The following is a 20,632-nucleotide window of genomic DNA, read 5'->3' on the forward strand; positions in this document are numbered from 1 at the left end:
CGGCGCAGGCCGGGGTTACGCGTTTCGCGTGGCGAAATAGCCTTCGATATCGGCGATAAGCTGCGTAACGGCGGGATTCGCCAGCGCAGCGCGGTTCCAGGCCATGTAATATTCCACTTTCGGCAGCGTGAAGGCGATATCCAGGCGCTTAATCGGGAACAGCGACTTGTAACGTTCGTAAGTGGAGCGCGGCAGAATTCCCACCAGTTCGCTTTTGCTTATCATCGCGAGAATCGACATAGCGGAATTGCTGCGAAAGGCTATCCTGCGCTCCGGCAGCGCCTCGTCGGTTTTCACATGGAAATCTTTTTGCCCCTGGCCTGTGCCCTGAAACAGGGTGAATTTCTCCTGCGCCAGCATCACGGCATCGGCTTTTTCCTTCAGGCGCGGATGTTCCATGCCGCATACCAGCACCGTCTCTTCGCTATAACAGGATTTGCAAATAATGGAATGGCTAAGAATAGGCGTCAGTCCAATAATCACATCCGCTTTGCGATAAATAAGCAGGTCTTCCGCCGTCTCATTTTTTAGCGCTGAATCGTAATGAATCAGCTCGTAATCGCTTTGCTGAAAAAACTTTTCCGCAAGCGTCGGGAAAAAATCGATAGCGAGCGACTGGGCGCAATAAATAACAAAACTTTTGCGCAGCGGCGCGCCCTGCATGATGTTGATCGTCTGCTCCAGCTGATTAAGGTTATCCTCAAGATAAATATGCAAATTCGTGCCTACGGTGGTAGGGCTGATGCCTTTGCCGGAGCGGATAAACAGCGGATCGTTAAGCTGATTGCGCAAGCGTTGTAACGACTGGCTGACCGCCGAAGGGGTAAGAAACAGCGCTTCAGCCGCTTTGCTGACGCTGCGATGCAGATAAATACATTCGAAGATGACCAGCAGATTGAGGTCAAACTTTTTTAAATCCTGAAGATTAGCCATTGCCAGCCTCAGCAATTACAAAAAGCGTTTCGCGCTTCGTTAATTTCTTTTAAGAGCATAGCTGAGTTTATAAAAAGTGCGCTGGCAATGAACGCCGCTTTGTTTTTTATCAATAAGACATAGGTTTATTTTCCCATCATGGCGGCAAATTTCTCTTCATCCGGTAGCCCCACTACCTGTTGCAGCACATTATCTTCATTCATGTAATAGATAGCGGGAGTGGCGTTAGCGCCAAGCTCATCCATTAATTTCTGATTCATATTAACCGCCTTCGCCTGCTCCTCGGGTACGCGCGTCGGCAGCGCCGGCGCCGTTTTACCGCCGGACTGCTCAAAGGCCCGCCAGGCTTGCGCCGGGTCTTCGGCGCGCAGAATGGCGGCGGCGTAAGCGGGGCTTTCCGGTTTTATCACGCCGACTAAAAGCGTGCGCAGCTCCACTTTGCCAGACTCTACCCAGGGGCGCGCCTGCTGCCAGAACTGGCGGCAATAAGGGCAGAAAGGGTCGGCGAAAACATAGATTTTGCGCGGCGCGTCGGCCTTGCCGTCGCTTATCCATTTCGCTTTTTCCAGCCGCTGCCACATCTCCCGCCCGGCGGGCACGTAGAGCTCTTGCTCAATGCGTTTTTCGCTCAGGTTGACCCCTTTATCATCATAAAGGTACCCGGAAATAGCGTGCTTGCCGTCCGGCGTTACATAAATGGTCACGCCCATCTCCTGGTATTTGCCCAGGTATCCCGTCATGCCGTTAGGGGCGGGAAAGGTTTTGATAATAGTAACCCCTTGTTTTTCTATTGCTTTCACCGGGGCGGGCAGCTCCAGCGCGCTGGCGCAGAAGGGCAGGGTCGAAAGCAGCAGCAGGCGTTTCATCATAAAGTCCTTAACGTTAAAAAGGGCGCAGGGCATTGATAAGCGATTCCTGTCACAGTCATAGGCAGGAGTTTTCATCGTCCCGATTGCCCTTTGAAAAAGGGAGTGTTTTAATCGCTGGCGCTGCCGGTGCCTTTTGGTAGGCTCGCGTTGCGCTGAATTTCGTTGCGGGGTTTACCGCTAAGAAGGCTGCCCTGCGGGCGGCTTTTTTGTTTTTCGCGTTACGCTTGCGTAAAAGGCAGCACATGGCGGGCGTTGGCCTGGTTTAGTTCACAAATCGGTTAGCGGTGGGTTGTTAGCTATCACTTATTGATTTGATAATGCAAACGCATTGGCACCAATCAATAAACTTCGATAACTTACACACATCGAAAACACGGAGGAAGTATAGATGTCCTTGATTAATACCAAAATCAAACCTTTCAAAAACATGGCGTTCAAAAACGGTGAATTCATCGAAGTCACCGAGAAAGACACTGAAGGCCGCTGGAGCGTATTCTTCTTCTATCCGGCTGACTTTACCTTCGTTTGCCCGACTGAACTGGGCGACGTTGCAGACCACTACGAAGAACTGCAGAAGCTGGGCGTAGACGTTTACTCCGTTTCTACTGACACCCACTTCACCCACAAAGCATGGCACAGCAGCTCCGAAACCATCGCTAAAATCAAATACGCGATGATCGGCGACCCGACTGGCGCCCTGACCCGTAACTTCGAAAACATGCGTGAAGACGAAGGCCTGGCTGACCGTGGCACCTTCATCGTTGACCCGCAGGGTATCATTCAGGCTATTGAAGTTACCGCTGAAGGCATCGGCCGCGACGCGTCTGACCTGCTGCGTAAAATCAAAGCAGCGCAGTACGTTGCCGCTCACCCAGGCGAAGTTTGCCCGGCTAAATGGAAAGAAGGCGAAGCGACTCTGGCTCCTTCCCTCGACCTGGTCGGCAAAATCTAATTTTTCTTCGGCTTTCGCGTCATAGCTGCGTTGGCTTCACGCTCGCGCCCCGGTCACTTACTTTAGTAAGCTCCCGGGGACTTGAGCGCTCGCCGCCTTGCTCTGAAGCGAAAATGCTTTGAAAAATAGATGCTTTATATCGGGTGCAGTTTTGCACCCGATTTTTATCCCGCACACCATGATTCAAGTTGCATTCAGGCAGCCGCAAAAGGCAGCTTGCATGATGATGTTTTAAGCCCAGGAGATTAACAATGCTCGACACAAACATGAAAACCCAGCTCAAAGCCTATCTTGAGCGACTGACAAAGCCTGTTGAGTTGATTGCCACGCTGGATGACAGCGCAAAATCGGCAGAGATCAAGGAACTGTTGGCTGAAATCGCGGAACTGTCAGATAAAGTCTCTTTCAAAGAAGACAACACGCTGGCCGTGCGCAAACCTTCATTCCTGATTACTAACCCAGGTTCTACCCAGGGCCCGCGTTTCGCCGGTTCCCCGCTGGGTCACGAATTTACCTCTCTGGTTCTCGCGCTGCTGTGGACCGGCGGACACCCGTCGAAAGAAGCGAAAGAGATGCTGGAGCAGATAGCCGCGCTGGATGGCGACTTTGAGTTCGAAACCTACTACTCGCTCTCTTGCCATAACTGCCCGGACGTGGTGCAGGCGCTGAACCTGATGTCGGTGCTGAACCCGCGCATCAAGCACACGGCGATTGACGGCGGCGCGTTCCAGAACGAAATCACCGATCGCAATGTGATGGGCGTTCCGGCGGTGTTCCTGAACGGCGTTGAGTTCGGTTCCGGCCGCATGACGCTTGCGGAAATCGTTTCTAAAGTGGATACCGGCGCGGAAAAACGCGCGGCAGAAGCGCTGAACAAACGCGACGCGTTCGACGTGCTGATTGTCGGCTCCGGCCCGGCGGGCGCGGCGGCGGCGGTCTACTCTGCTCGTAAAGGCATCCGTACCGGTTTGATGGGCGAGCGTTTCGGCGGCCAGGTGCTGGATACGGTGGATATCGAAAACTATATCTCCGTGCCGAAAACCGAAGGCCAGAAGCTGGCTGGCGCGCTGAAAGCGCACGTTAACGACTATGAAGTCGACGTTATCGACACCCAGAGCGCCACGAAGCTGATTCCGGCGGCGACTGAAGGCGGCCTGCATCAGATTGAAACCGCTTCTGGCGCGGTGTTGAAAGCGCGCAGCATCATCATTGCCACCGGTGCAAAATGGCGCAACATGGGCGTGCCGGGCGAAGAGCAGTATCGCACCCGCGGCGTGACGTACTGCCCGCACTGCGACGGCCCGCTGTTTAAAGGTAAGCGCGTAGCGGTTATCGGCGGCGGCAACTCTGGCGTGGAAGCGGCGATTGACCTCGCAGGCATCGTTGAACACGTCACCCTGCTGGAATTCGCGCCGGAAATGAAAGCCGACCAGGTGCTGCAGGATAAAGTGCGCAGCCTGAAAAACGTCGACATCATTCTGAACGCCATGACCACCGAAGTGAAAGGCGACGGCACCAAACTGACCGGTCTTGAGTACCAGGATCGCGTGAGCGGCTCTATCCATAACCTGGAGCTGGCGGGCATCTTCGTACAGATTGGTTTGCTGCCGAACACCACCTGGCTGGAAGGCGCCGTTGAGCGCAACCGCATGGGCGAAATCATTATCGACGCCAAATGCGAAACCAGCGTGAAAGGCGTGTTCGCGGCGGGCGACTGCACCACCGTACCGTACAAGCAGATAATCATCGCCACCGGCGAAGGGGCGAAAGCCTCGCTCAGCGCCTTTGATTATCTGATTCGCACTAAGACGGCATAATCAAAAAAAGTAAGACAGCCTGCGCTGATAAAGCCGCCCTCCGGGGCGGCTTTTTTATTTTTAACGCAGAAGGTTTGATTATTCCGTCATGCTTGCGTCGCAGCGCTCTCCGCCAGGAGGGCGCGACTGCCCGCAATGCGGCGAACAAGACGTTTCACGGGCCTTACGCAGGCTCAATTAGACATGCATCTCAGCGCCGCGCTGTTCACCAGGATTATTCTTAAACCGCCAATACCCCAGCGTAGGTAACAGTGCAAGCTCGCGGCTACCCCGTCTACCCTTGAATAATTGCCGGGCTCATCGCCTTGCGACACCATTCACTTATCCGCCAGGAGGTCGACATGAAAGCGCTGACGTACCACGGCCCTCATAATGTCAAAGTTGAAAACGTCCCGGATCCCATTATCGAAGCGCAGGATGATGTGATTTTACGCATCACCGCCACTGCGATTTGCGGCTCCGATTTGCACCTTTATCGCGGCAAGATCCCTCAGGTGAGCCACGGCGATATCTTTGGCCATGAATTTATGGGGGAGGTGGTAGAGACCGGTCGCGACGTGAAAGACCTGCGCAAAGGCGACCGCGTGGTGATCCCTTTTGTTATCGCCTGCGGCGAATGTTTTTTCTGTAAGCTCCACCAATATTCCGCTTGTGAAACGACCAACCCCGGGCGGGGCGCCATCCTTAACAAAAAAGCGATAACGTCGCCCGCCGCGCTCTTCGGCTTCAGCGGCCTGTATGGCGGCGTGCCGGGCGGGCAGGCGGAATATGTGCGCGTGCCGAAAGGCAACGTCGGCCCGCTCAAAGTGCCGCCGGTGCTTTCGGATGACAAAGTGCTGTTTCTCTCCGACATTCTGCCTACGGCCTGGCAGGCGGTAAAAAACGCGCAGGTAGAAAAAGGCTCCAGCGTCGCTATCTTCGGCGCCGGTCCGGTGGGGCTGCTCTGCGCCGCCTGCGCCCGCCTGCTGGGGGCGGAGCAGATCTTTAGTATCGACCACAATAATTACCGCCTGGCATTCGCCAAAGAACGCTACGGCGCTATTCCTATTAACTTTGACGATAACGACGATCCGGCCGCGTTTATCATCGAAAACACAACGGGCAACCGCGGCGTTGACGCCGTCATTGACGCCGTCGGGTTTGAGGCTAAAGGCAGCCTGACCGAAACCGTGCTGAGCAACCTGAAAATTGAAGGCAGCAGCGGTAAAGCGCTGCGCCAGTGCATTGCGGCGGTGCGCCGCGGCGGGATAGTCAGCGTGCCGGGCGTGTATGCGGGCTTTATCCACGGCTTTTTGTTTGGCGACGCCTTCGACAAAGGGCTGACGTTCAAAATGGGCCAGACGCACGTTCAGGCATGGCTGCCGGAGCTACTGCCGTTAGTTGAAAAACGGCTGTTGAAGCCCGAAGAAATCGTCACCCACTATTTACCGCTGGAAGATGCGGTGCACGGCTATAAGGTTTTCGATAAGAAAGAAGAGGAGTGCCGCAAGGTTATTCTTGTTCCGGGCGCCGCCACGCCGGAAGCCGCCCGCGAACGCGCGAGCGCGCTTAGCAATACGCCGCTGGAGCCGCTAAACCCGGTACAGCCGTAACCCGTCGCGCCGCTGCATCGCCAGCGGCGTTTTTTTGCCTGTCAAAAGCAAAAGCGCTGAGGGTTCGCTGAAGGGCGCGCAGCGTCGTAAACGCTCGATAAAAACGGAAAGAGGATGCGGGGCATCCTCTGAACAGGCTTAGCGGTGGTACTCGCCCGCCGCTTCAGGCTGGTAGAGCAGCTCAAGCACCTCAAGATGGGTTTCGCTGCCGTCCGGCAGCGGCCAGCGGATGGCGTCGCCCACGCGCAGCCCCAGCAGCGCCGCGCCCACCGGCGCCATAACGGAGAGCTGTGACGTGCTGTCGGTCACCTGCGCCGGGTAAGCCAGGGTGCGCAGATAGACCTCGCCGCTGGTCAGGTCGCGAAATTTGACCTGGCTGTTCATGCTCACCACATCGGCGGGCAGCGCTTGCGGGCGGCAGATCTGCGCGCGGTCAAGTTCCTCGTTTAACGCCTGAGCGACAGGCAAACCGGCGAAGGCGGGCTTCTCCAGCAGCATATCGAGACGCTCGGCGTCGAGTTCGTTAATGATAATGGCAGGTCGGGACATATTTACTCCATGTCGATACTTACGGCCAGGCCGCTAAAAGGTGTCCAAAGAAAAACCCCCACCGCCAAAACGATGAGGGTCTCCTTGAGGGGATGATACTGAGCCGCGCCCGCCGTTTAAAGTGACTCAGCTCACAGAACGCGCCTTAGAGCAGCACGCTGCCGATAGCGGCCAGCACAAAGGCGATGGAGCCGAGCAGGGTTTCCATTACGGTCCAGGTTTTCAGCGTGGTTTTCTCGTCCATCTCCAGGAAGCGGCCCACCAGCCAGAAGCCGGAGTCATTCACGTGCGACAGCACGGTCGCGCCGCCTGCGATGGCGATAACGATAAAGCAAAGGTCGAACTGGCTTAAGCCAGGTGTGGCCTGCACCATCGGCGCGACCAGCGCGGCGGTAGTGGTCAGCGCGACCGTTGCGGAGCCCTGCGCCACGCGAAGCGCGGTAGAGATAACAAACGCCGCGAGAATAACGGGCATGCCGGTATCGGAGAGTACGCCCGCCAGCGCGTCGCCAATGCCGCTTGCGCGCAGTACGCCGCCGAACATGCCGCCCGCGCCGGTCACCAGAATAATGCCGCAGATGGGGCCGAGCGCGCCGTCGCAAATTTTCTCCAGATGCTGGCGGCTGTGGTTGCGGCTAAAGACCATCAGCGCAAAGAAGACGGTGATAAGCAGCGCCACCGGGGTTTTCCCGAGCATGCGCAGGAAGTTGACCACCGTATTGTCGCCGCTTACCCAGCCGAGCACTTTGGCGGTATTCAGGCCGGTATCAAGGAAAATCAGCGCCAGCGGCAGCAGCAGGATAGTGAGCACCATGCCGAAAGAAGGCGGACGATGGTCTTTATCCACTTCCACGTCGCCCAGGAACGAGGTGGGCAGCTTCACGTTAAACTTTTTACCGGCATAGAGACCGAACAGGTAGCCGCCGATGTACCACGTTGGCAGGGCGACGATAAGCCCCAGAATCACCAGCAGGCCGATGTTGGCGCCGAGCAATTCGCTTGCGGCGACCGGGCCCGGATGCGGCGGCACCAGCGCATGCATAACGGCAAAGGCGCCTGCCGCCGGGAAGGCGTATTTCAGCGTTGAGCCGCCGAACTGCTTCGCCACGCTGAAGATAATCGGCAGCATCACGACCAGGCCTGCGTCGAAGAAGATAGGGAAGCCAAACAGCAGCGAGGCGATGCCGAGGGCGAACGGCGCGCGATGTTCGCCAAATTTATTAATCAGCGTATCGGCGAGCACTTTCGCGCCGCCGGAAACCTCCAGCAGGCGGCCAATCATCGCGCCAAGGCCTACCAGCAGCGCCACGCCCGCAAGCGTGCTGCCAAAGCCGGTCAGAATGGTTGGCACGATTTTATCGAACGGCACTCTGGTGACCAGCGCCACCACGATGCTCACCAGCGTCAGGGCCAGAAAAGCATGCACCTTAAAGCGCATGATGAGCACCAGCAGAAGGGCCACTGCGGCGGCGGCGATACCGAGCAGGGTCCCCGCGCCGTAAACAGCAGTTATTTCCGTCATCTTTATTTTTTCCTCAGAAGTAGAGTAGAGAGGCGGATTGCCGGAGCGTTGCCTTCTCTGATACCGGTAACATGATATCGGTAACATGCAAGGTGATGTAAATAACCCTCGACATGTTTATTAACATTTTGCGACAGACTTCAAACTCCGCCTTTTATCCCTTAACCGGTCCGGAAAGGATAAATTTTAGTCGTAAAACCGCTCTCTGCCTCTCGCCGCGGCGCTGCAAACGTCTCATAGTTCATCTCGCCGTTTTTGCGCACCTTTTTTTGATGAAATGCGCAGAAATGTCGGCCATATCCAGCTTTTAAGCAGCGAATATTCATGATCTTTGCCGCTTAACGCTTTCATTAACTAGCTTTTTTATAGGTGATTTTCTGTACACCTTTCCGATTACGGCGGCGCAACGCCACCTCTGTCTGACTACAGCTCATAAGAGGAAATGATGAAAAAGCTGACGTTAAGTGTCATAACCCTGGCGCTGGCGGGAACCAGCCATTTCGCTTTTGCCGATACCCTGCGCATGGAATGTCCTGTTTCACCCGGCGGTAAACAATATTGCCAGTACATCAAAGAGCGGTTTGAAAAGCAGACCGGCAACCAGCTTGAATTTATCGAATTCCCGGCCGCTTCGGATGAAAAGCTGGCGTTGCTCCAGCAGCTTTTCGCCGCGAAAGATGAAAAAGCGGTCGACGTGTTTGAATCCGACACTATCTGGGTGGGGCTGCTCGATAAGCAAACGCTCGACCTCACCGACGCGATGGGCAATCAGAAAGATCAGTTCTTCGAAGGGCCGTGGCAGAACGACACGGTTAACGGCCGCCTGAAGGCTATCCCTAACTACATCGACACCGGCGTGCTCTTTTACCGCAAAGATTTGCTGGAGAAATATAACGAGCAGCCGCCCAAAACCTGGGAAGAGATGACGCGCATCGCCACCAAAATTCAGGCTGAAGAGCGCAAGGCGGGCCGCAAGAACTTCTGGGGATACATTTTCCAGGGCAAATCTTACGAGGGGCTGACCTGCAACGCGCTGGAGTGGGTGCAGTCTTACGGCGGTGGTTCTTTTGTCGATGAAAAAGGGAACGTGACCATCAATAACGAGAAGGCGGCCCGGGCGTTTGATATGGCGAAAAGCTGGATCGGCACCATCTCGCCGAAAGGGGTGCTGGGCTACAAAGAAGAGGAGTCGCGCACCGTCTTCCAGAATGGCGACGCGCTCTTTATGCGCAACTGGCCTTACGTCTGGCAGCTCTCGCAGGCGCAAGACAGCCCGCTGAAAGGCAAAGTCGGCGTCGCGCCGCTGCCAGCAGGCGAAGGGGGACAGAGCGCCACGGCGCTGGGCGGCTGGCAGTGGTCGGTTAACGCCAACACCAAAAACCCGCAGGCGGCCATTGAGCTGCTGAAAATCCTTACCGATGACGATTCGCAGAAAACGCGCCTGAAAATCATCGGCCATGCGCCTACCCGCGTCGCGCTTTATGAAGATAAAGAAGTGCTGGCCATGGCGCCGCAGCTCACCATGTTCCGCGATATTTTCGCCAAAGCCGCGCCGCGCCCGGCGACGGTAACCAAAGCCCAGTATCCGCGCGTTTCCAACGCCATTTTCAATGTGACCTTCAGCGTGCTGAACGGCAAAGAGGATGGTAAGAAGGCGGCGGCGGACCTGGAGCGGCGGCTTAACCGGGTGAAAGGCGCCGGCTGGCGGTAAGGTTTTGCCGCAATAGCCCCTCGCCATGACCCTCTCTTAGACGGGACGAGGGAACCCGCAGGTAAGCGAGACCCGATTTTCGGGGCTTTCGCACAAAGGGAGAGGGCCGGGGCGAGGGGCCTGCCCGGAGGAAATAACCGTTGTTTCTCTGACTACGGAGCGCTTATGAAATCCGATAGCCTTACGCAACCTGTTACTGCGCCTGCCCGCAAGCTCACCTGGCATCAGCGCCGCCGTCGCGTGGCGTGGGGGCTTATCCTGCCGGCGCTACTGTTGCTGGCGCTGGCGGCGGGCTGGCCGCTCTTTCGCACCATCTGGTTTAGCTTTACCAACGCCATGCTGGATAACCCCGGCGAGTATGAAATGGTCGGCCTCGCCAACTATTACGCGATGCGCGACGACACCGCCATTGGCGTGCTGAGCGACCCGCTCTGGTGGCAGGCGGTAGGCAACACCCTGTGGTTTACCTTTACCTCAGTGGCGCTGGAGCTGCTGCTCGGCATGCTGCTGGCGCTGCTGATGAATGAAAAATTCCGCGGCCAGGGACTGGTGCGCACCGCCATTCTGGTGCCCTGGGCGATCCCTACCATCGTCAGTGCCAAGATGTGGGGCTGGATGTTCCACGATCAGTACGGCGTGGTGAACGACCTGCTTGGCGCCATTGGTCTGCCTTCCCATCTCGCCTGGATTGCCGAACCTTCGCTCTCCATGTGGGCGGTGGTGATAGCCGATGTCTGGAAAACCACGCCGTTTATGGCGCTGATGCTGCTTGCCGCGCTGCAGCTTATTCCGGCGGATCTCTATGAGGCGGCGAAGGTGGATGGCGCGAGCCCGTGGCAGCGCTTTAAGCGCATCACGCTGCCGCTCATTATGCCCGCGCTGGTGGTGGCGCTGATTTTTCGCATCATGGACGCCATGCGCGTCTTCGACCTTATCTACGTGCTGACCTCCAACAGTGAGGCGACGATGTCTATTTCCGGCTATGCCCGCGAACAGATCGTCTCTTATCAGGATATGGGCGTCGGCTCGGCGGCGTCGGTGCTGGTCTTTATGATGGTGGCGGGCATTGCCGCCTGCTTTATCCGCGTTTCACGGCTTAACGAGAAGGAGAAACGCTGATGAAAACCACCCGCTGGCAGCGGAAGGCGGCATTTAAGGCGCTGATTTTCTTCGGCGCGCTACTTGCCTGCTTGTTCTGCGTTTTCCCGTTTTACTACGCCATTCTTACCTCGCTGCGCACCGGCCAGGAACTCTTCCTGCCTTCCTATCTGCCCACTGGCTGGCACTGGGATAACTACGTGGTGGCGCTGGTAGATAACGGCATCGCCCGCAGCCTGCTTAACTCGGTGCTGGTGGCGACGGTGACGGTGGGGCTCTGTTTGCTGGTCTCCATTACCGCCTCGTTCGCGCTGGCCCGGGTGCCGTTTCGCGGGCGCAAGGTGCTGCTGTTCACCATTCTTTGCGTATCGATGTTCCCGCAGGTGGCGGTGCTCACCGGCATGTTCGAACTGGTGCGCTTTCTCGGGCTTTATGACTCGCTCGGCGCGCTGGTGCTCTCTTACACCACCTTTTCGCTGCCCTTTACCGTCTGGGTGCTGACCACCTTTATGAAGTCGATTCCGGTGGAGCTTGAAGAGGCGGCCATCGTCGACGGCGCGAAAACCGGCACTATTATTCGCCGCGTTTTCGCGCCAATACTGGCGCCAGCGCTGGTCACTACCGGCCTGCTGGCGTTTATCGGCGCGTGGAACGAATTCATGTTCGCGCTCACGTTTATTATCTCCGGCGACAAGCGCACCGTGCCGGTCGCCATCAGTCTGTTTAGCGGCGCGTCAAGCTTCGAGCTGCCGTGGGGCAGCATTATGGCGGCATCGGTGGTGGTGACGCTGCCTATCATCATCCTGGTGCTGGTGTTCCAGAAACGCATCGTCAGCGGCCTGACCAGCGGCGCGATTAAGGGGTAGACCATGGCGCAATTACGCTTAGAGAAAATACAAAAACGCTACGGCTCCCATGCGGAGGTGATCAAACCGCTCGATTTGCAGATCAACAGCGGCGAGTTCGTGGTGGTGGTGGGGCCGTCAGGCTGCGGAAAGTCAACGCTGCTGCGCCTGGTGGCGGGGCTTGAAGAGATAACCGACGGCGACATGTTTATCGATAACGCGCGGGTCAACGATGATTCGCCCTCCGAGCGCGGCATCGGCATGGTTTTTCAGTCTTACGCGCTCTACCCGCACATGACGGTTTACCAGAATATGGCCTTCGCGCTGGAGATGGCGAAGCTTTCGCAAAAAGAGATAGACGAGCGGGTGCAGGAGAGCGCGCGCATTCTGCAACTGGAGCATCTGCTGGACCGGCGGCCGAAGGATCTCTCTGGCGGCCAGCGCCAGCGCGTGGCGATAGGGCGGGCGATTGTCCGCGAGCCAAGCCTGTTTCTCTTCGACGAGCCGCTCTCTAACCTCGACGCCTCGCTGCGCGTGCAGATGCGCATGGAGATTGCGGCGCTGCATAAGCGCATTAACGCCACTATTCTCTACGTGACTCACGATCAGGTTGAAGCGATGACGCTTGCCGATCGCATCGTGGTGCTCAACCAGGGGCGAATCGAGCAGGTCGGCACGCCGCTTGAATTGTACGACGCGCCGCAAAACGTCTTTGTCGCCCAGTTTATCGGCTCGCCTAAAATGAATCTTATCCATGGCAAGCTCTTGCGCGGCGGCGAGTTTGACTGCGAGGTGGAGCTTGAGAATCGTCAGCGCATCCGGCTGCCGGTGGACGCGCGCCGGGCGGGCGACGGCGAGGCGGTGCGGCTTGGCATTCGCCCGGAACATCTGGAGATAGTGGATCTCGCCGGGGCCGATGTGGAAGGGGAAGTGTTGTTTGTCGAACATATGGGCAACGAGACGCTGTTGTACGTAAACGGCGGCTACGGCGCAGAACCGCTGGTGATGCGCCATACTGAAAGGCTGGAAGTGCAGCCCGAACAGCACGTAGGGCTAAGGCTTTCACCCGAGCATTGCTATTTATTTGATAGTTCGGGCGTGGCGTTTCCACGGCTGAAGATCCCGCAACAACGGCACTGACTGAAGGGAGCGCGATGAAAGCAATCGACAAGAAATGGTGGCACAACGCGGTGGTCTACCAGATTTACCCGCGCAGTTTTATGGACGCCAATGGCGACGGCGTGGGCGATCTGGCAGGCATCATCAGCAAACTCGACTATCTCCAGCAGCTTGGCATTAACCTTATCTGGCTCTCCCCGGTTTACAAATCGCCGATGGATGACAACGGATATGACATCTCCGATTACGACGATATCGCCGACGAGTTCGGCACCCTGGAGGAGATGGAGCGGCTGATTCAGGAAGCGAAGACGCGCGATATCCATATCCTGATGGATCTCGTGGTGAACCATACCTCGGACGAACACCCCTGGTTTATTGAAGCGAAAAAGGGCACTGATAACCCGTACCGCGATTTTTACATCTGGCGCAAACCGGCGCCGGACGGCGGGCCGCCTAATGACTTCCGATCCTATTTTGGCGGCAGCGGCTGGGCGTATGACGACGCGAGCGGCGAATATTACCTGCATCAGTTTTCGGTGCGTCAGCCCGATCTCAACTGGGACAACCCCCGCGTGCATGAAGAGGTGCATGCCATGATGAACCGCTGGCTCGATCGCGGCATCGGCGGCTTTCGCATGGACGTTATCGATCTTATCGGCAAAGAGGTCGATAAGCAGATCATGGCCAACGGCAAAAACCTGCACCTGTTGATCCGCCAGATGAACCGCGCCACCTTCGGCCCGCGCGATTCCATTACCGTCGGGGAAACCTGGAGCGCCACGCCGGAAGATGCGCTGCTCTACAGCGACCCGGCGCGGGAAGAGCTTTCCATGGTCTTTCAGTTCGACCATATCAAGCAAACCTGGGATGAAGTGCACGGCAAATGGCGCAGCCGGCCGTTTGAGCTTTCGCGTTTCAAGCAGAGCATCGACACCTGGCAGACGGCGCTCGCCGACCGCGGCTGGAACTCGCTTTTCTGGAGCAACCACGATCTGCCGCGCGCGGTGTCGAAATTCGGCGACGATGGCGAATACCGCGAGGTGTCCGCCAAAATGCTCGCCACCGCGCTGCACTGCCTGAAAGGGACGCCCTATATCTATCAGGGCGAAGAGATAGGCATGACTAACGTGCGCTTTTCGACCCTTGAAGAGTACCGCGATATCGAAAGCCTGAACCTTTACCGCGAGCGCGTGGCAAGCGGGGTGGCTCATGATGAAATGATGACCGGCATCTACGCCAACGGGCGCGACAACGCCCGCACGCCGATGCAGTGGGACACCAGCCCCAACGCGGGCTTCACCACCGGCACGCCGTGGCTCGGCGTTAATCCCAACTATGAAACCATTAACGTCGCCCAGGCGCTCAGCGAGCCGGACTCCATCCTCTGGCACTACCAGAAGCTGGTGGCGCTGCGTAAGCAGTATCCGATACTGGTCTATGGCGATTATCAAATGCTCTTTGCCGACCACCCGGAAGTGTTTGCCTGGGTGCGTCGCTACGAAGGCGAACTGCTGTTAGTCATCAACAACTTTTTCGGCAACCACCTCACGCTGCCCATTCCTGAGCAGATGCAGAGCTGGCACGGCGACTGTTTAATCAGCAACTACGCGCCCCGTGATCAGCTGGCCGTGAGCCTGGAGTTACAGCCGTATGAATCTTTTGCGCTGCTTATTCGTAATGGGGAGGCTTAATGGGTGAGGCAATCACGCCGGTGCGCGAGCGCTGGTGGAAAGAAGCGGTGGCTTATCAGGTCTATCCGCGCAGCTTTAAGGACAGCAACGGCGACGGCATCGGCGATTTAAACGGCGTGACCGAAAAGCTGGATTACTTAAAAGACCTCGGCATCGATCTCATCTGGATATGTCCGATGTATCGCTCGCCGAACGACGATAATGGCTACGACATCAGCGATTATCACGCCATTATGGAAGAGTTCGGCACCATGGCCGATTTCGACCGCCTGCTGGAAGAGACCCATGCGCGCGGCATGCGGCTTATCCTTGACCTGGTGGTGAACCACACCTCCGATGAACACCCCTGGTTCCTGGAATCACGCGCATCGAAAGATAACCCGAAGCGCGACTGGTATATCTGGCGCGACGGCAAAAACGGCGCCGAGCCGAATAACTGGGAATCCATCTTCAACGGCTCCGCCTGGGAGTATGACGAGGCGACCAACCAGTATTTCATGCACCTCTTTAGCCGCAAACAGCCCGATCTCAACTGGGAAAACCGTGAGATGCGCACGGCGGTCTACGAGATGATGCGCTGGTGGCTCGACAAAGGCATCGACGGCTTTCGCATCGACGCCATTTCGCACCTGAAAAAAGAGCCGACGCTCGCCGACGTGCCGAACCCGGAGAACCTGCCCTATGCGCCCTCAATGATCAGCCATCTGAACTATGACGGCCTGCTCGACTATGTGGACGATATCTGCGGCAACGTTTTTAACCACTATGACATCGTGACCGTGGGTGAAATGAACGGCCTGGACGCGGTGCATGCTGAAGAGTGGGTGGGGGAGAACCGCGGGCGGCTCAATATGGTGTTTCAGTTTGAGCATGTGCGCCTGTGGGAGCCGCAGGCGGGGCTGCGGCCAACGCCCGCCGTGCTGAAAAAAATCTTCACCGGCTGGCAGGAGGCGCTGGAGGGTAAAGGCTGGAACGCGCTCTACGTAGAGAACCACGACGTAACGCGCATTACCTCGCGCTGGGGCGATACCGAGCATCACTGGCGTGAAAGCGCCACCTGCATCGCGGCGATGTACTTTCTGATGCAGGGCACCCCTTTTATCTACCAGGGGCAGGAAATCGGCATGACCAATACCCGCTTTGCGAGTCTTGCGGATTTTGACGACGTGTCGGCGAAAAACAAAGCCATAGACCTTAAGCGGATGGGGATGAGCAATGCGGAAATTATTGCGTTTCTTACCCGCACCGGGCGCGATAATTCGCGCACGCCGATGCAGTGGGACAGCTCGCCGCACGCGGGCTTCAGCACCCACGAACCCTGGCTTAAGGTAAACCCGAATTTTGAAATGATAAACGTAGAGAACCAGCTGCACGATCCGCAGTCGGTGCTCAACTTCTATCGCCAGATGATCCACCTGCGCAAGCGGGAAAAAGCGCTGGTTTACGGCCGCTACGACCTGCTGCTGGACGATCACGAGCAGATTTACGCTTACAGCCGTCTCTACGGTGACGAGCGCTTCGTGGTGCTGTGCAATATGTCGGGCAAGGCGGCAGTCTGGGATGAAGAGGCGTTAACGCTTGAGGGCGCGCAATGTGTCCTGGCGAACGTCGCCGAGTGGGAAGAGGGTTACCGCCTGCGCGCCTGGGAAGCGCGGGTGTATAAATTCAGCTGATTTTCCGGATATTCAGCGGCAGCCAAAGGCTGCCGCGTTTTTATTTCGTATTGCGGTAGACTCTTTTCAACCCCGCCTTTATTAAATAGTCCCTCTCGGTAATTATATTTTTTGATTAATCTGATGCGCAAAGCCATTATTTGCGTTGAGTTTGACCTACCTCGAAAGCATTATTCCGTTTGGTTTTCCCTTTCTTGACCGACGTTAATACTGTCGGCGTTATATTTCGCGACACTGCCTGCCATCAATAAGCCCTCGCAGGGGTTGCCGCGGCGACGCAGCCAGCTATGCAGCAGGTCATGCAGCCCGCCCTTGTGAGCTTTATTGCCCGGCGCCCCCCCTTTTCCAGGCGCAGATAAAAACAGGTTTCCGCTATACCATCACGGCGGAAAGCCGAAATGACGGTTTAAGGAGTTACCAATGCGTCTTGTTGTGCTAATCGCGGCGACGTTCGCTGCCGCCGCTTTGTGGACGTCGCCTGCCGAGGCGCGGCTCAGTGACGACCAGGTTAAAGCCCAAATGATTAAGGAATCGATAGCGGACTATTCCGGCAACTGCCCGTGCCCTTATAACAGCATGCGCAACGGCCGCAGCTGTGGCGGGCGCAGCGCCTGGAGCCGACCGGGCGGCGAATCGCCGCTCTGCTATAAAGAGGACATTACGCCGGCAATGGTGAAAGCCTGGCGCGAGGCCAACGAGGGATAGAAACATAAAGCCGAAGGCGTTGCGCCCTGCAAACGCCTTCGGCTTAACCTCTTGCCGAAGCGCGTCTTGTCTTAATAGCCCACTTCATCCAGCACAAACTGCTTGCCGCAGTTGCCGGGATGCGGCTGCGGGGCGAAGGAGGCGGGCGAGAGCGGGGCATTGATGCTCGCCGCGTTAAGAGATACCTGCATTTCGGTCAGGTAGGCAGGGTTGCCGTTGCAGGTGAGTTTCACCGCTTTAACGCTGCCGTTACCCCAGGCTCTGGCCAGCGCCTTATCAAAATCCGCCCGGCGAATGGTTTTACCGTAGTTGTCGGCAAGGAAAGCGCCGAGCGCGCTCTGCTTAATTTCGCCGTTCAGGCGCACCATGGCGCCGAAATAGGCGTCCGGGTCGAAGCCGAAGCAGACGCCGTGTTTGGCGTATTCGTAACGTTCAAGGCAGGAGTCGCCGCCTGCGCCGGGCATCACTTCGCTCAGGCGCGCGGCGGATTCCAGCGACAGCCCGGTTTCCGCGGCGGCGCATTTTCTGGCCGGGCTTGCCATCGGCATATCCGGGATCGGGCGGGTGGCGCAGCCAAAGCGCATCCAGCGTCGTTCATCGACGCCCCGCGCGGCGATAGATTTCGGCAGGCCGGGCCACAGGCCGTGCGCGGTCAGATAAGTACGCTTATCGTCCTGCTCTTTTTGCGTGCTGCACTCCTGAGGTTCGTCCCGCTTGCGGTCATGCATGCTCTGGCAAAAGCCGGTTTGCCAGGAGAGCGCCAGCACATAGCGGTCAAAATCCTGGTATTTTTGCGCCACCAGCGGCTTCGCTTCCGCCATCAGCGGTTTCGTTTCCGCCGCCTGGGCGATATGCCATCCTGACAACATCAGCCCGCAAAGGGCTACGTTTCGCATCCTGAACATTCTGTTTCTCAATATTTGAAAGCGTTTAATTATTACTATTTATTTAAACACAAAAAGCGCCCGCAGGCGCTTTTCATCACGACCGGCGTTACTGCGCAAGCGCGGCGGAAGGCACCAGCAGTTGAGTGGCGATAATCACCACGAGCAGACCCACGACAACCGGAACTGACGTGCGCTTCACCACTTCAAAAGGTGAAATTTTTGCCATCCCGGCCACCGCGACCACGACGCCTGAAACCGGTGAAATGGTGCGGCCAAGGTTGGAGGCCTGCAGCATAGGAATCGACAAGTAGGCGGGGTTGATGCCGGAGCTGTGGGCAAGTTTTGGGATCATCTCCACGAAGGCATAAAACGGCGCGTTGCCGGAGCCGGTCGTCATGGCGGCGAGCATGGTCAGCGTCACCAGCACCAGCATCAGAATAATGCTGGCGGAGCCAAACGAGGTGGCGATAGAGATAAGGCTTTCGATAAAGCCGATGGCGCTTAACCCCTGCGCGAAAACGCCGGCGGCGACCAGCAGAATCACCACGCCTGCAAACGCGTCCGCCATGCCGCGGTAGGCGACCTCAAGCCCGGAAAAGACCTTTTGCGTATTGAAGCCGCGAAAAAATTCAATCACCGCGCTCAGCAAAATGCACAGCACCAGAATCGTGATGATATGCAGTTGCGGCCCCCATTTGCCGTCGAAAATCAGCACGCCGAGGATAGGCGTAAAGGGCAGGATGGCGTAGAACGACGGCGCCGTGGTTTCGATGTCGCTAACGTCCAGCATCTCGTGGCTTACCTGCTCTTTTTTATCGAGATAGCGCTGCCAGAAAAAGTGAGCAATCGCCATGGCGATAATCGCGGCGATGGAAATCGGCAATGTGGTTTTAAACGCGAAATCGATAAGCGGCATTTCGGCGGCTTTGGCGGCCAGCACCACGTCGCCGGAGGTGGGCGAAAGAATGATAGCCGCAGGCGAGGCGCAAATGGCGGCGGCGGCGCCGCGGCTGATGCCGACGTTCACCATCACCGGAAAGAGCGTGGCCATAAGCAACACGCCAAGGCCGGTTGCTGACGAGACGGCGAGCGACATCAGGCAGGCGACGAAATAGGCGGCAATCATCAGCAGATAAGGGGAGTTGATGTAGCGCAGCGGCTTTGACGCGAGCTTAACCACCATATCGTTAGCGCCGATGTGGGTCATGTAAGCGGCAAACCCGCACAGCATCATAATCATCATGCCGAGATCGCCGCCGCGGCTCATCAGCAAGATTTTGACATATTCGACGATATCGGTGGCGGTATAACCGGTGGACTCGCTGCTGGCCGGTAAAACCTGATGACCCATCAGCGCGCTGAGGATTAATAAGAGCAGGCCGCCGACAAATAACACGCCGGTGGCGGAATAGCCCTTAATGATATAACGCGCCACACCGGCAATGACGATGACGCCGATAAAAAGCTCCAGAAGTATTTGCATAAATTCCTCTGCTAATCGCGGCCCGCGACAGGGCGCCCGAATAACAAGTCATAATAAGAAAGGGGGAAGAAACGCAACGAATGTGCCTAAATCTTCAACGCGTTTAGCTGATAAAAATCAACGAAAAGCGTGGTTACGTGCAATTTTGTACCGTAGCGGAAGAGGTAAGTAAATAATTATACGGGCCAGTTTCACCTAAGGGAGGTTATTAGCGTGCGTCAATTGTTAGCGAACAGGTAAATAATGCCGTTGGGAAAATAGCCTGAATGTTAATTAAACGTGTTTTTTAGCGGGCCATATGTAAAAGCCTTAAAAAGGCGTGTCTAAGTGAATCTCGCCTCGTTATACTCCCGATAATTTCTATTCATAAAGTGAATTTATGCTAACGCTGTTTGCCAGAACCAAAAGTCTGCGCGCGCTCCGGCTGCACCTGATAAGGCTGCTGCTGGCGCTGGGCTTTTTGTTTATCGGCAGCCAGCTTGCTCTCGCCTCCCATGATTGCGGACTGGCGATTAGCGGCGATACGGTCATGGCGCAGCACATGGGGCATCTGCAAAGCCCGGCGATGCCCGGCGCTCACGCGAAACCCGCCGCCTGTGAAAAACACTGCGTGCCGGATCTCGCGCAAAAAGAGACCGTGCATCTCTCTCTGGCGGCGCTGCCGGTTGCCGATACGCTGGCCGTGGCGCAGCCGCCTTGCCCGCCCGCAACCGCTTCTCACTGGTCGCTTACACCTCCCGCAGCAGGGCCGCCGGCAACGCTTCGTTTTTGCCGGTTTCGCGAATAGATCCAGAACTGTCGTGCCTTTACCGGGCTCAGGCCCTTTTACCGACTGAATTCTGGAGAAAATTATGTCTCGTTTACTGCTTTGCGTTTTACTGGCGGCCGTTGCCGCGTTGACCTCCTTTTCCGCGTTTACCGCGTCCCATCATCATGATATGCATCAGATGGCGCCAGCTGACGCGCCCGTATACGCCTCTCAGGGCATTGTGAAGAAGGCGGACGCGCAAGGCGTCGCTATCGCCCATCAGGCAATCCCCGCTCTTAACTGGCCGCCGATGACCATGACGTTCGCCCAGCCCACCACGCCGGTGGCGCTGAAACCGGGCGATGCCGTGGCGTTCACCTTCCGCCAGACGGCCGAAGGATACCAGCTCATTTCCGCAACGCCTGCGAAGTAAAA

18 protein-coding genes are annotated in these 20,632 nt (G+C 56.9%); 12 read left to right on the top strand and 6 right to left on the bottom strand.

What is annotated here, in order from left to right; translation table 11 throughout:
- Window positions 1-15 precede the first annotated feature (15 nt).
- A complete protein-coding gene (citR, locus tag ACU4F7_RS06175; protein WP_481638267.1) occupies window positions 16-933 on the bottom strand; it encodes a DNA-binding transcriptional repressor CitR in 918 nt (305 codons plus the stop codon).
- 125 nt (window positions 934-1,058) lie between these two features.
- Entirely contained in the window at window positions 1,059-1,802 is a 744-nt protein-coding gene (gene dsbG, locus ACU4F7_RS06180) for a thiol:disulfide interchange protein DsbG (protein ID WP_029592188.1), read from the bottom strand.
- Between the two features lie 388 nt (window positions 1,803-2,190).
- On the opposite strand from dsbG, the gene ahpC reads away from it, so the two are divergent.
- The 3 genes from ahpC to ACU4F7_RS06195 all read left to right on the top strand — a co-directional run bounded on the left by ahpC (window position 2,191) and on the right by ACU4F7_RS06195 (window position 6,163).
- On the top strand, window positions 2,191-2,754 hold the full coding sequence (gene ahpC / locus ACU4F7_RS06185; RefSeq protein ID WP_024555472.1) for an alkyl hydroperoxide reductase subunit C: 564 nt from the start codon (window positions 2,191-2,193) through the stop codon (window positions 2,752-2,754).
- A gap of 251 nt (window positions 2,755-3,005) precedes the next feature.
- A complete protein-coding gene (ahpF, locus tag ACU4F7_RS06190) occupies window positions 3,006-4,571 on the top strand; it encodes an alkyl hydroperoxide reductase subunit F (protein ID WP_024555471.1) in 1,566 nt (521 codons plus the stop codon).
- Window positions 4,572-4,912: 341 nt separating this feature from the next.
- Entirely contained in the window at window positions 4,913-6,163 is a 1,251-nt protein-coding gene (locus ACU4F7_RS06195; RefSeq protein ID WP_029592189.1) for a zinc-dependent alcohol dehydrogenase, read from the top strand.
- Between the two features lie 138 nt (window positions 6,164-6,301).
- On the opposite strand, the gene rnk is transcribed toward ACU4F7_RS06195, so the two are convergent.
- Window positions 6,302-6,712: a nucleoside diphosphate kinase regulator gene (gene rnk / locus ACU4F7_RS06200; RefSeq protein ID WP_024555469.1), complete on the bottom strand. Its 411-nt coding sequence runs from the start codon at window positions 6,710-6,712 to the stop codon at window positions 6,302-6,304.
- 145 nt (window positions 6,713-6,857) lie between these two features.
- Window positions 6,858-8,234: a GntP family permease gene (locus ACU4F7_RS06205; protein ID WP_481638268.1), complete on the bottom strand. Its 1,377-nt coding sequence runs from the start codon at window positions 8,232-8,234 to the stop codon at window positions 6,858-6,860.
- 445 nt (window positions 8,235-8,679) lie between these two features.
- On the opposite strand from ACU4F7_RS06205, the gene ACU4F7_RS06210 reads away from it, so the two are divergent.
- From ACU4F7_RS06210 to ACU4F7_RS06240, 7 genes are all read left to right on the top strand, one after another.
- Complete coding sequence (locus ACU4F7_RS06210) at window positions 8,680-9,945, top strand: ABC transporter substrate-binding protein (RefSeq protein WP_481638700.1); 1,266 nt, start codon at window positions 8,680-8,682, stop codon at window positions 9,943-9,945.
- Between the two features lie 165 nt (window positions 9,946-10,110).
- A complete protein-coding gene (locus ACU4F7_RS06215) occupies window positions 10,111-11,064 on the top strand; it encodes a carbohydrate ABC transporter permease (protein WP_024561428.1) in 954 nt (317 codons plus the stop codon).
- Entirely contained in the window at window positions 11,064-11,909 is an 846-nt protein-coding gene (locus ACU4F7_RS06220) for a carbohydrate ABC transporter permease (RefSeq protein ID WP_024561429.1), read from the top strand. Before ACU4F7_RS06215 ends, ACU4F7_RS06220 begins: the two co-directional genes overlap by 1 nt.
- A 3-nt stretch (window positions 11,910-11,912) precedes the next feature.
- A complete protein-coding gene (locus ACU4F7_RS06225; RefSeq protein ID WP_024555464.1) occupies window positions 11,913-13,028 on the top strand; it encodes an ABC transporter ATP-binding protein in 1,116 nt (371 codons plus the stop codon).
- Window positions 13,029-13,042: 14 nt separating this feature from the next.
- Complete coding sequence (locus tag ACU4F7_RS06230; RefSeq protein WP_029592192.1) at window positions 13,043-14,701, top strand: glycoside hydrolase family 13 protein; 1,659 nt, start codon at window positions 13,043-13,045, stop codon at window positions 14,699-14,701.
- A complete protein-coding gene (locus ACU4F7_RS06235) occupies window positions 14,701-16,374 on the top strand; it encodes a glycoside hydrolase family 13 protein (RefSeq protein WP_481638269.1) in 1,674 nt (557 codons plus the stop codon). Before ACU4F7_RS06230 ends, ACU4F7_RS06235 begins: the two co-directional genes overlap by 1 nt.
- Window positions 16,375-16,794: 420 nt before the next feature.
- Complete coding sequence (locus ACU4F7_RS06240) at window positions 16,795-17,079, top strand: hypothetical protein (protein ID WP_029592194.1); 285 nt, start codon at window positions 16,795-16,797, stop codon at window positions 17,077-17,079.
- Between the two features lie 71 nt (window positions 17,080-17,150).
- Here the strand turns inward: ACU4F7_RS06240 and rna are convergent, their stop codons facing one another.
- Complete coding sequence (rna, locus tag ACU4F7_RS06245) at window positions 17,151-17,948, bottom strand: ribonuclease I (protein ID WP_481638701.1); 798 nt, start codon at window positions 17,946-17,948, stop codon at window positions 17,151-17,153.
- Window positions 17,949-18,072: 124 nt separating this feature from the next.
- On the bottom strand, window positions 18,073-19,449 hold the full coding sequence (gene dcuC / locus ACU4F7_RS06250; RefSeq protein WP_029592196.1) for an anaerobic C4-dicarboxylate transporter DcuC: 1,377 nt from the start codon (window positions 19,447-19,449) through the stop codon (window positions 18,073-18,075).
- A gap of 379 nt (window positions 19,450-19,828) precedes the next feature.
- Here dcuC and ACU4F7_RS06255 point away from each other — a divergent pair, with 379 nt between their 5' ends.
- Both ACU4F7_RS06255 and ACU4F7_RS06260 read left to right on the top strand, forming a co-directional pair.
- The gene (locus tag ACU4F7_RS06255) at window positions 19,829-20,236 is read left to right on the top strand and encodes a DUF2946 domain-containing protein (protein ID WP_481638270.1); all 408 of its coding nucleotides are present in this window, start codon (window positions 19,829-19,831) and stop codon (window positions 20,234-20,236) included.
- 64 nt (window positions 20,237-20,300) lie between these two features.
- The gene (locus ACU4F7_RS06260) at window positions 20,301-20,630 is read left to right on the top strand and encodes a copper-binding protein (RefSeq protein WP_029592198.1); all 330 of its coding nucleotides are present in this window, start codon (window positions 20,301-20,303) and stop codon (window positions 20,628-20,630) included.
- The last annotated feature ends 2 nt before the right edge of the window (window positions 20,631-20,632 follow it).

The organism is Franconibacter pulveris (assembly GCF_056780215.1).

What these genes read in the sequence shown, in the direction of transcription:
- ACU4F7_RS06260 (WP_029592198.1), top strand. Translation starts at nt 20,301, where the DNA reads ATGTCTCGTTTACTGCTTTGCGTTTTACTGGCGGCCGTTGCCGCGTTG.
- ahpC (WP_024555472.1), top strand. Translation starts at nt 2,191, where the DNA reads ATGTCCTTGATTAATACCAAAATCAAACCTTTCAAAAACATGGCGTTC.
- ACU4F7_RS06195 (WP_029592189.1), top strand. Translation starts at nt 4,913, where the DNA reads ATGAAAGCGCTGACGTACCACGGCCCTCATAATGTCAAAGTTGAAAAC.
- rna (WP_481638701.1), bottom strand. Translation starts at nt 17,948, where the DNA reads ATGTTGTCAGGATGGCATATCGCCCAGGCGGCGGAAACGAAACCGCTG.
- ACU4F7_RS06215 (WP_024561428.1), top strand. Translation starts at nt 10,111, where the DNA reads ATGAAATCCGATAGCCTTACGCAACCTGTTACTGCGCCTGCCCGCAAG.
- ahpF (WP_024555471.1), top strand. Translation starts at nt 3,006, where the DNA reads ATGCTCGACACAAACATGAAAACCCAGCTCAAAGCCTATCTTGAGCGA.
- dcuC (WP_029592196.1), bottom strand. Translation starts at nt 19,449, where the DNA reads ATGCAAATACTTCTGGAGCTTTTTATCGGCGTCATCGTCATTGCCGGT.
- ACU4F7_RS06240 (WP_029592194.1), top strand. Translation starts at nt 16,795, where the DNA reads ATGCGTCTTGTTGTGCTAATCGCGGCGACGTTCGCTGCCGCCGCTTTG.
- ACU4F7_RS06255 (WP_481638270.1), top strand. Translation starts at nt 19,829, where the DNA reads ATGCTAACGCTGTTTGCCAGAACCAAAAGTCTGCGCGCGCTCCGGCTG.
- ACU4F7_RS06230 (WP_029592192.1), top strand. Translation starts at nt 13,043, where the DNA reads ATGAAAGCAATCGACAAGAAATGGTGGCACAACGCGGTGGTCTACCAG.
- ACU4F7_RS06220 (WP_024561429.1), top strand. Translation starts at nt 11,064, where the DNA reads ATGAAAACCACCCGCTGGCAGCGGAAGGCGGCATTTAAGGCGCTGATT.
- ACU4F7_RS06225 (WP_024555464.1), top strand. Translation starts at nt 11,913, where the DNA reads ATGGCGCAATTACGCTTAGAGAAAATACAAAAACGCTACGGCTCCCAT.
- citR (WP_481638267.1), bottom strand. Translation starts at nt 933, where the DNA reads ATGGCTAATCTTCAGGATTTAAAAAAGTTTGACCTCAATCTGCTGGTC.
- ACU4F7_RS06235 (WP_481638269.1), top strand. Translation starts at nt 14,701, where the DNA reads ATGGGTGAGGCAATCACGCCGGTGCGCGAGCGCTGGTGGAAAGAAGCG.
- rnk (WP_024555469.1), bottom strand. Translation starts at nt 6,712, where the DNA reads ATGTCCCGACCTGCCATTATCATTAACGAACTCGACGCCGAGCGTCTC.
- dsbG (WP_029592188.1), bottom strand. Translation starts at nt 1,802, where the DNA reads ATGATGAAACGCCTGCTGCTGCTTTCGACCCTGCCCTTCTGCGCCAGC.
- ACU4F7_RS06210 (WP_481638700.1), top strand. Translation starts at nt 8,680, where the DNA reads ATGAAAAAGCTGACGTTAAGTGTCATAACCCTGGCGCTGGCGGGAACC.
- ACU4F7_RS06205 (WP_481638268.1), bottom strand. Translation starts at nt 8,234, where the DNA reads ATGACGGAAATAACTGCTGTTTACGGCGCGGGGACCCTGCTCGGTATC.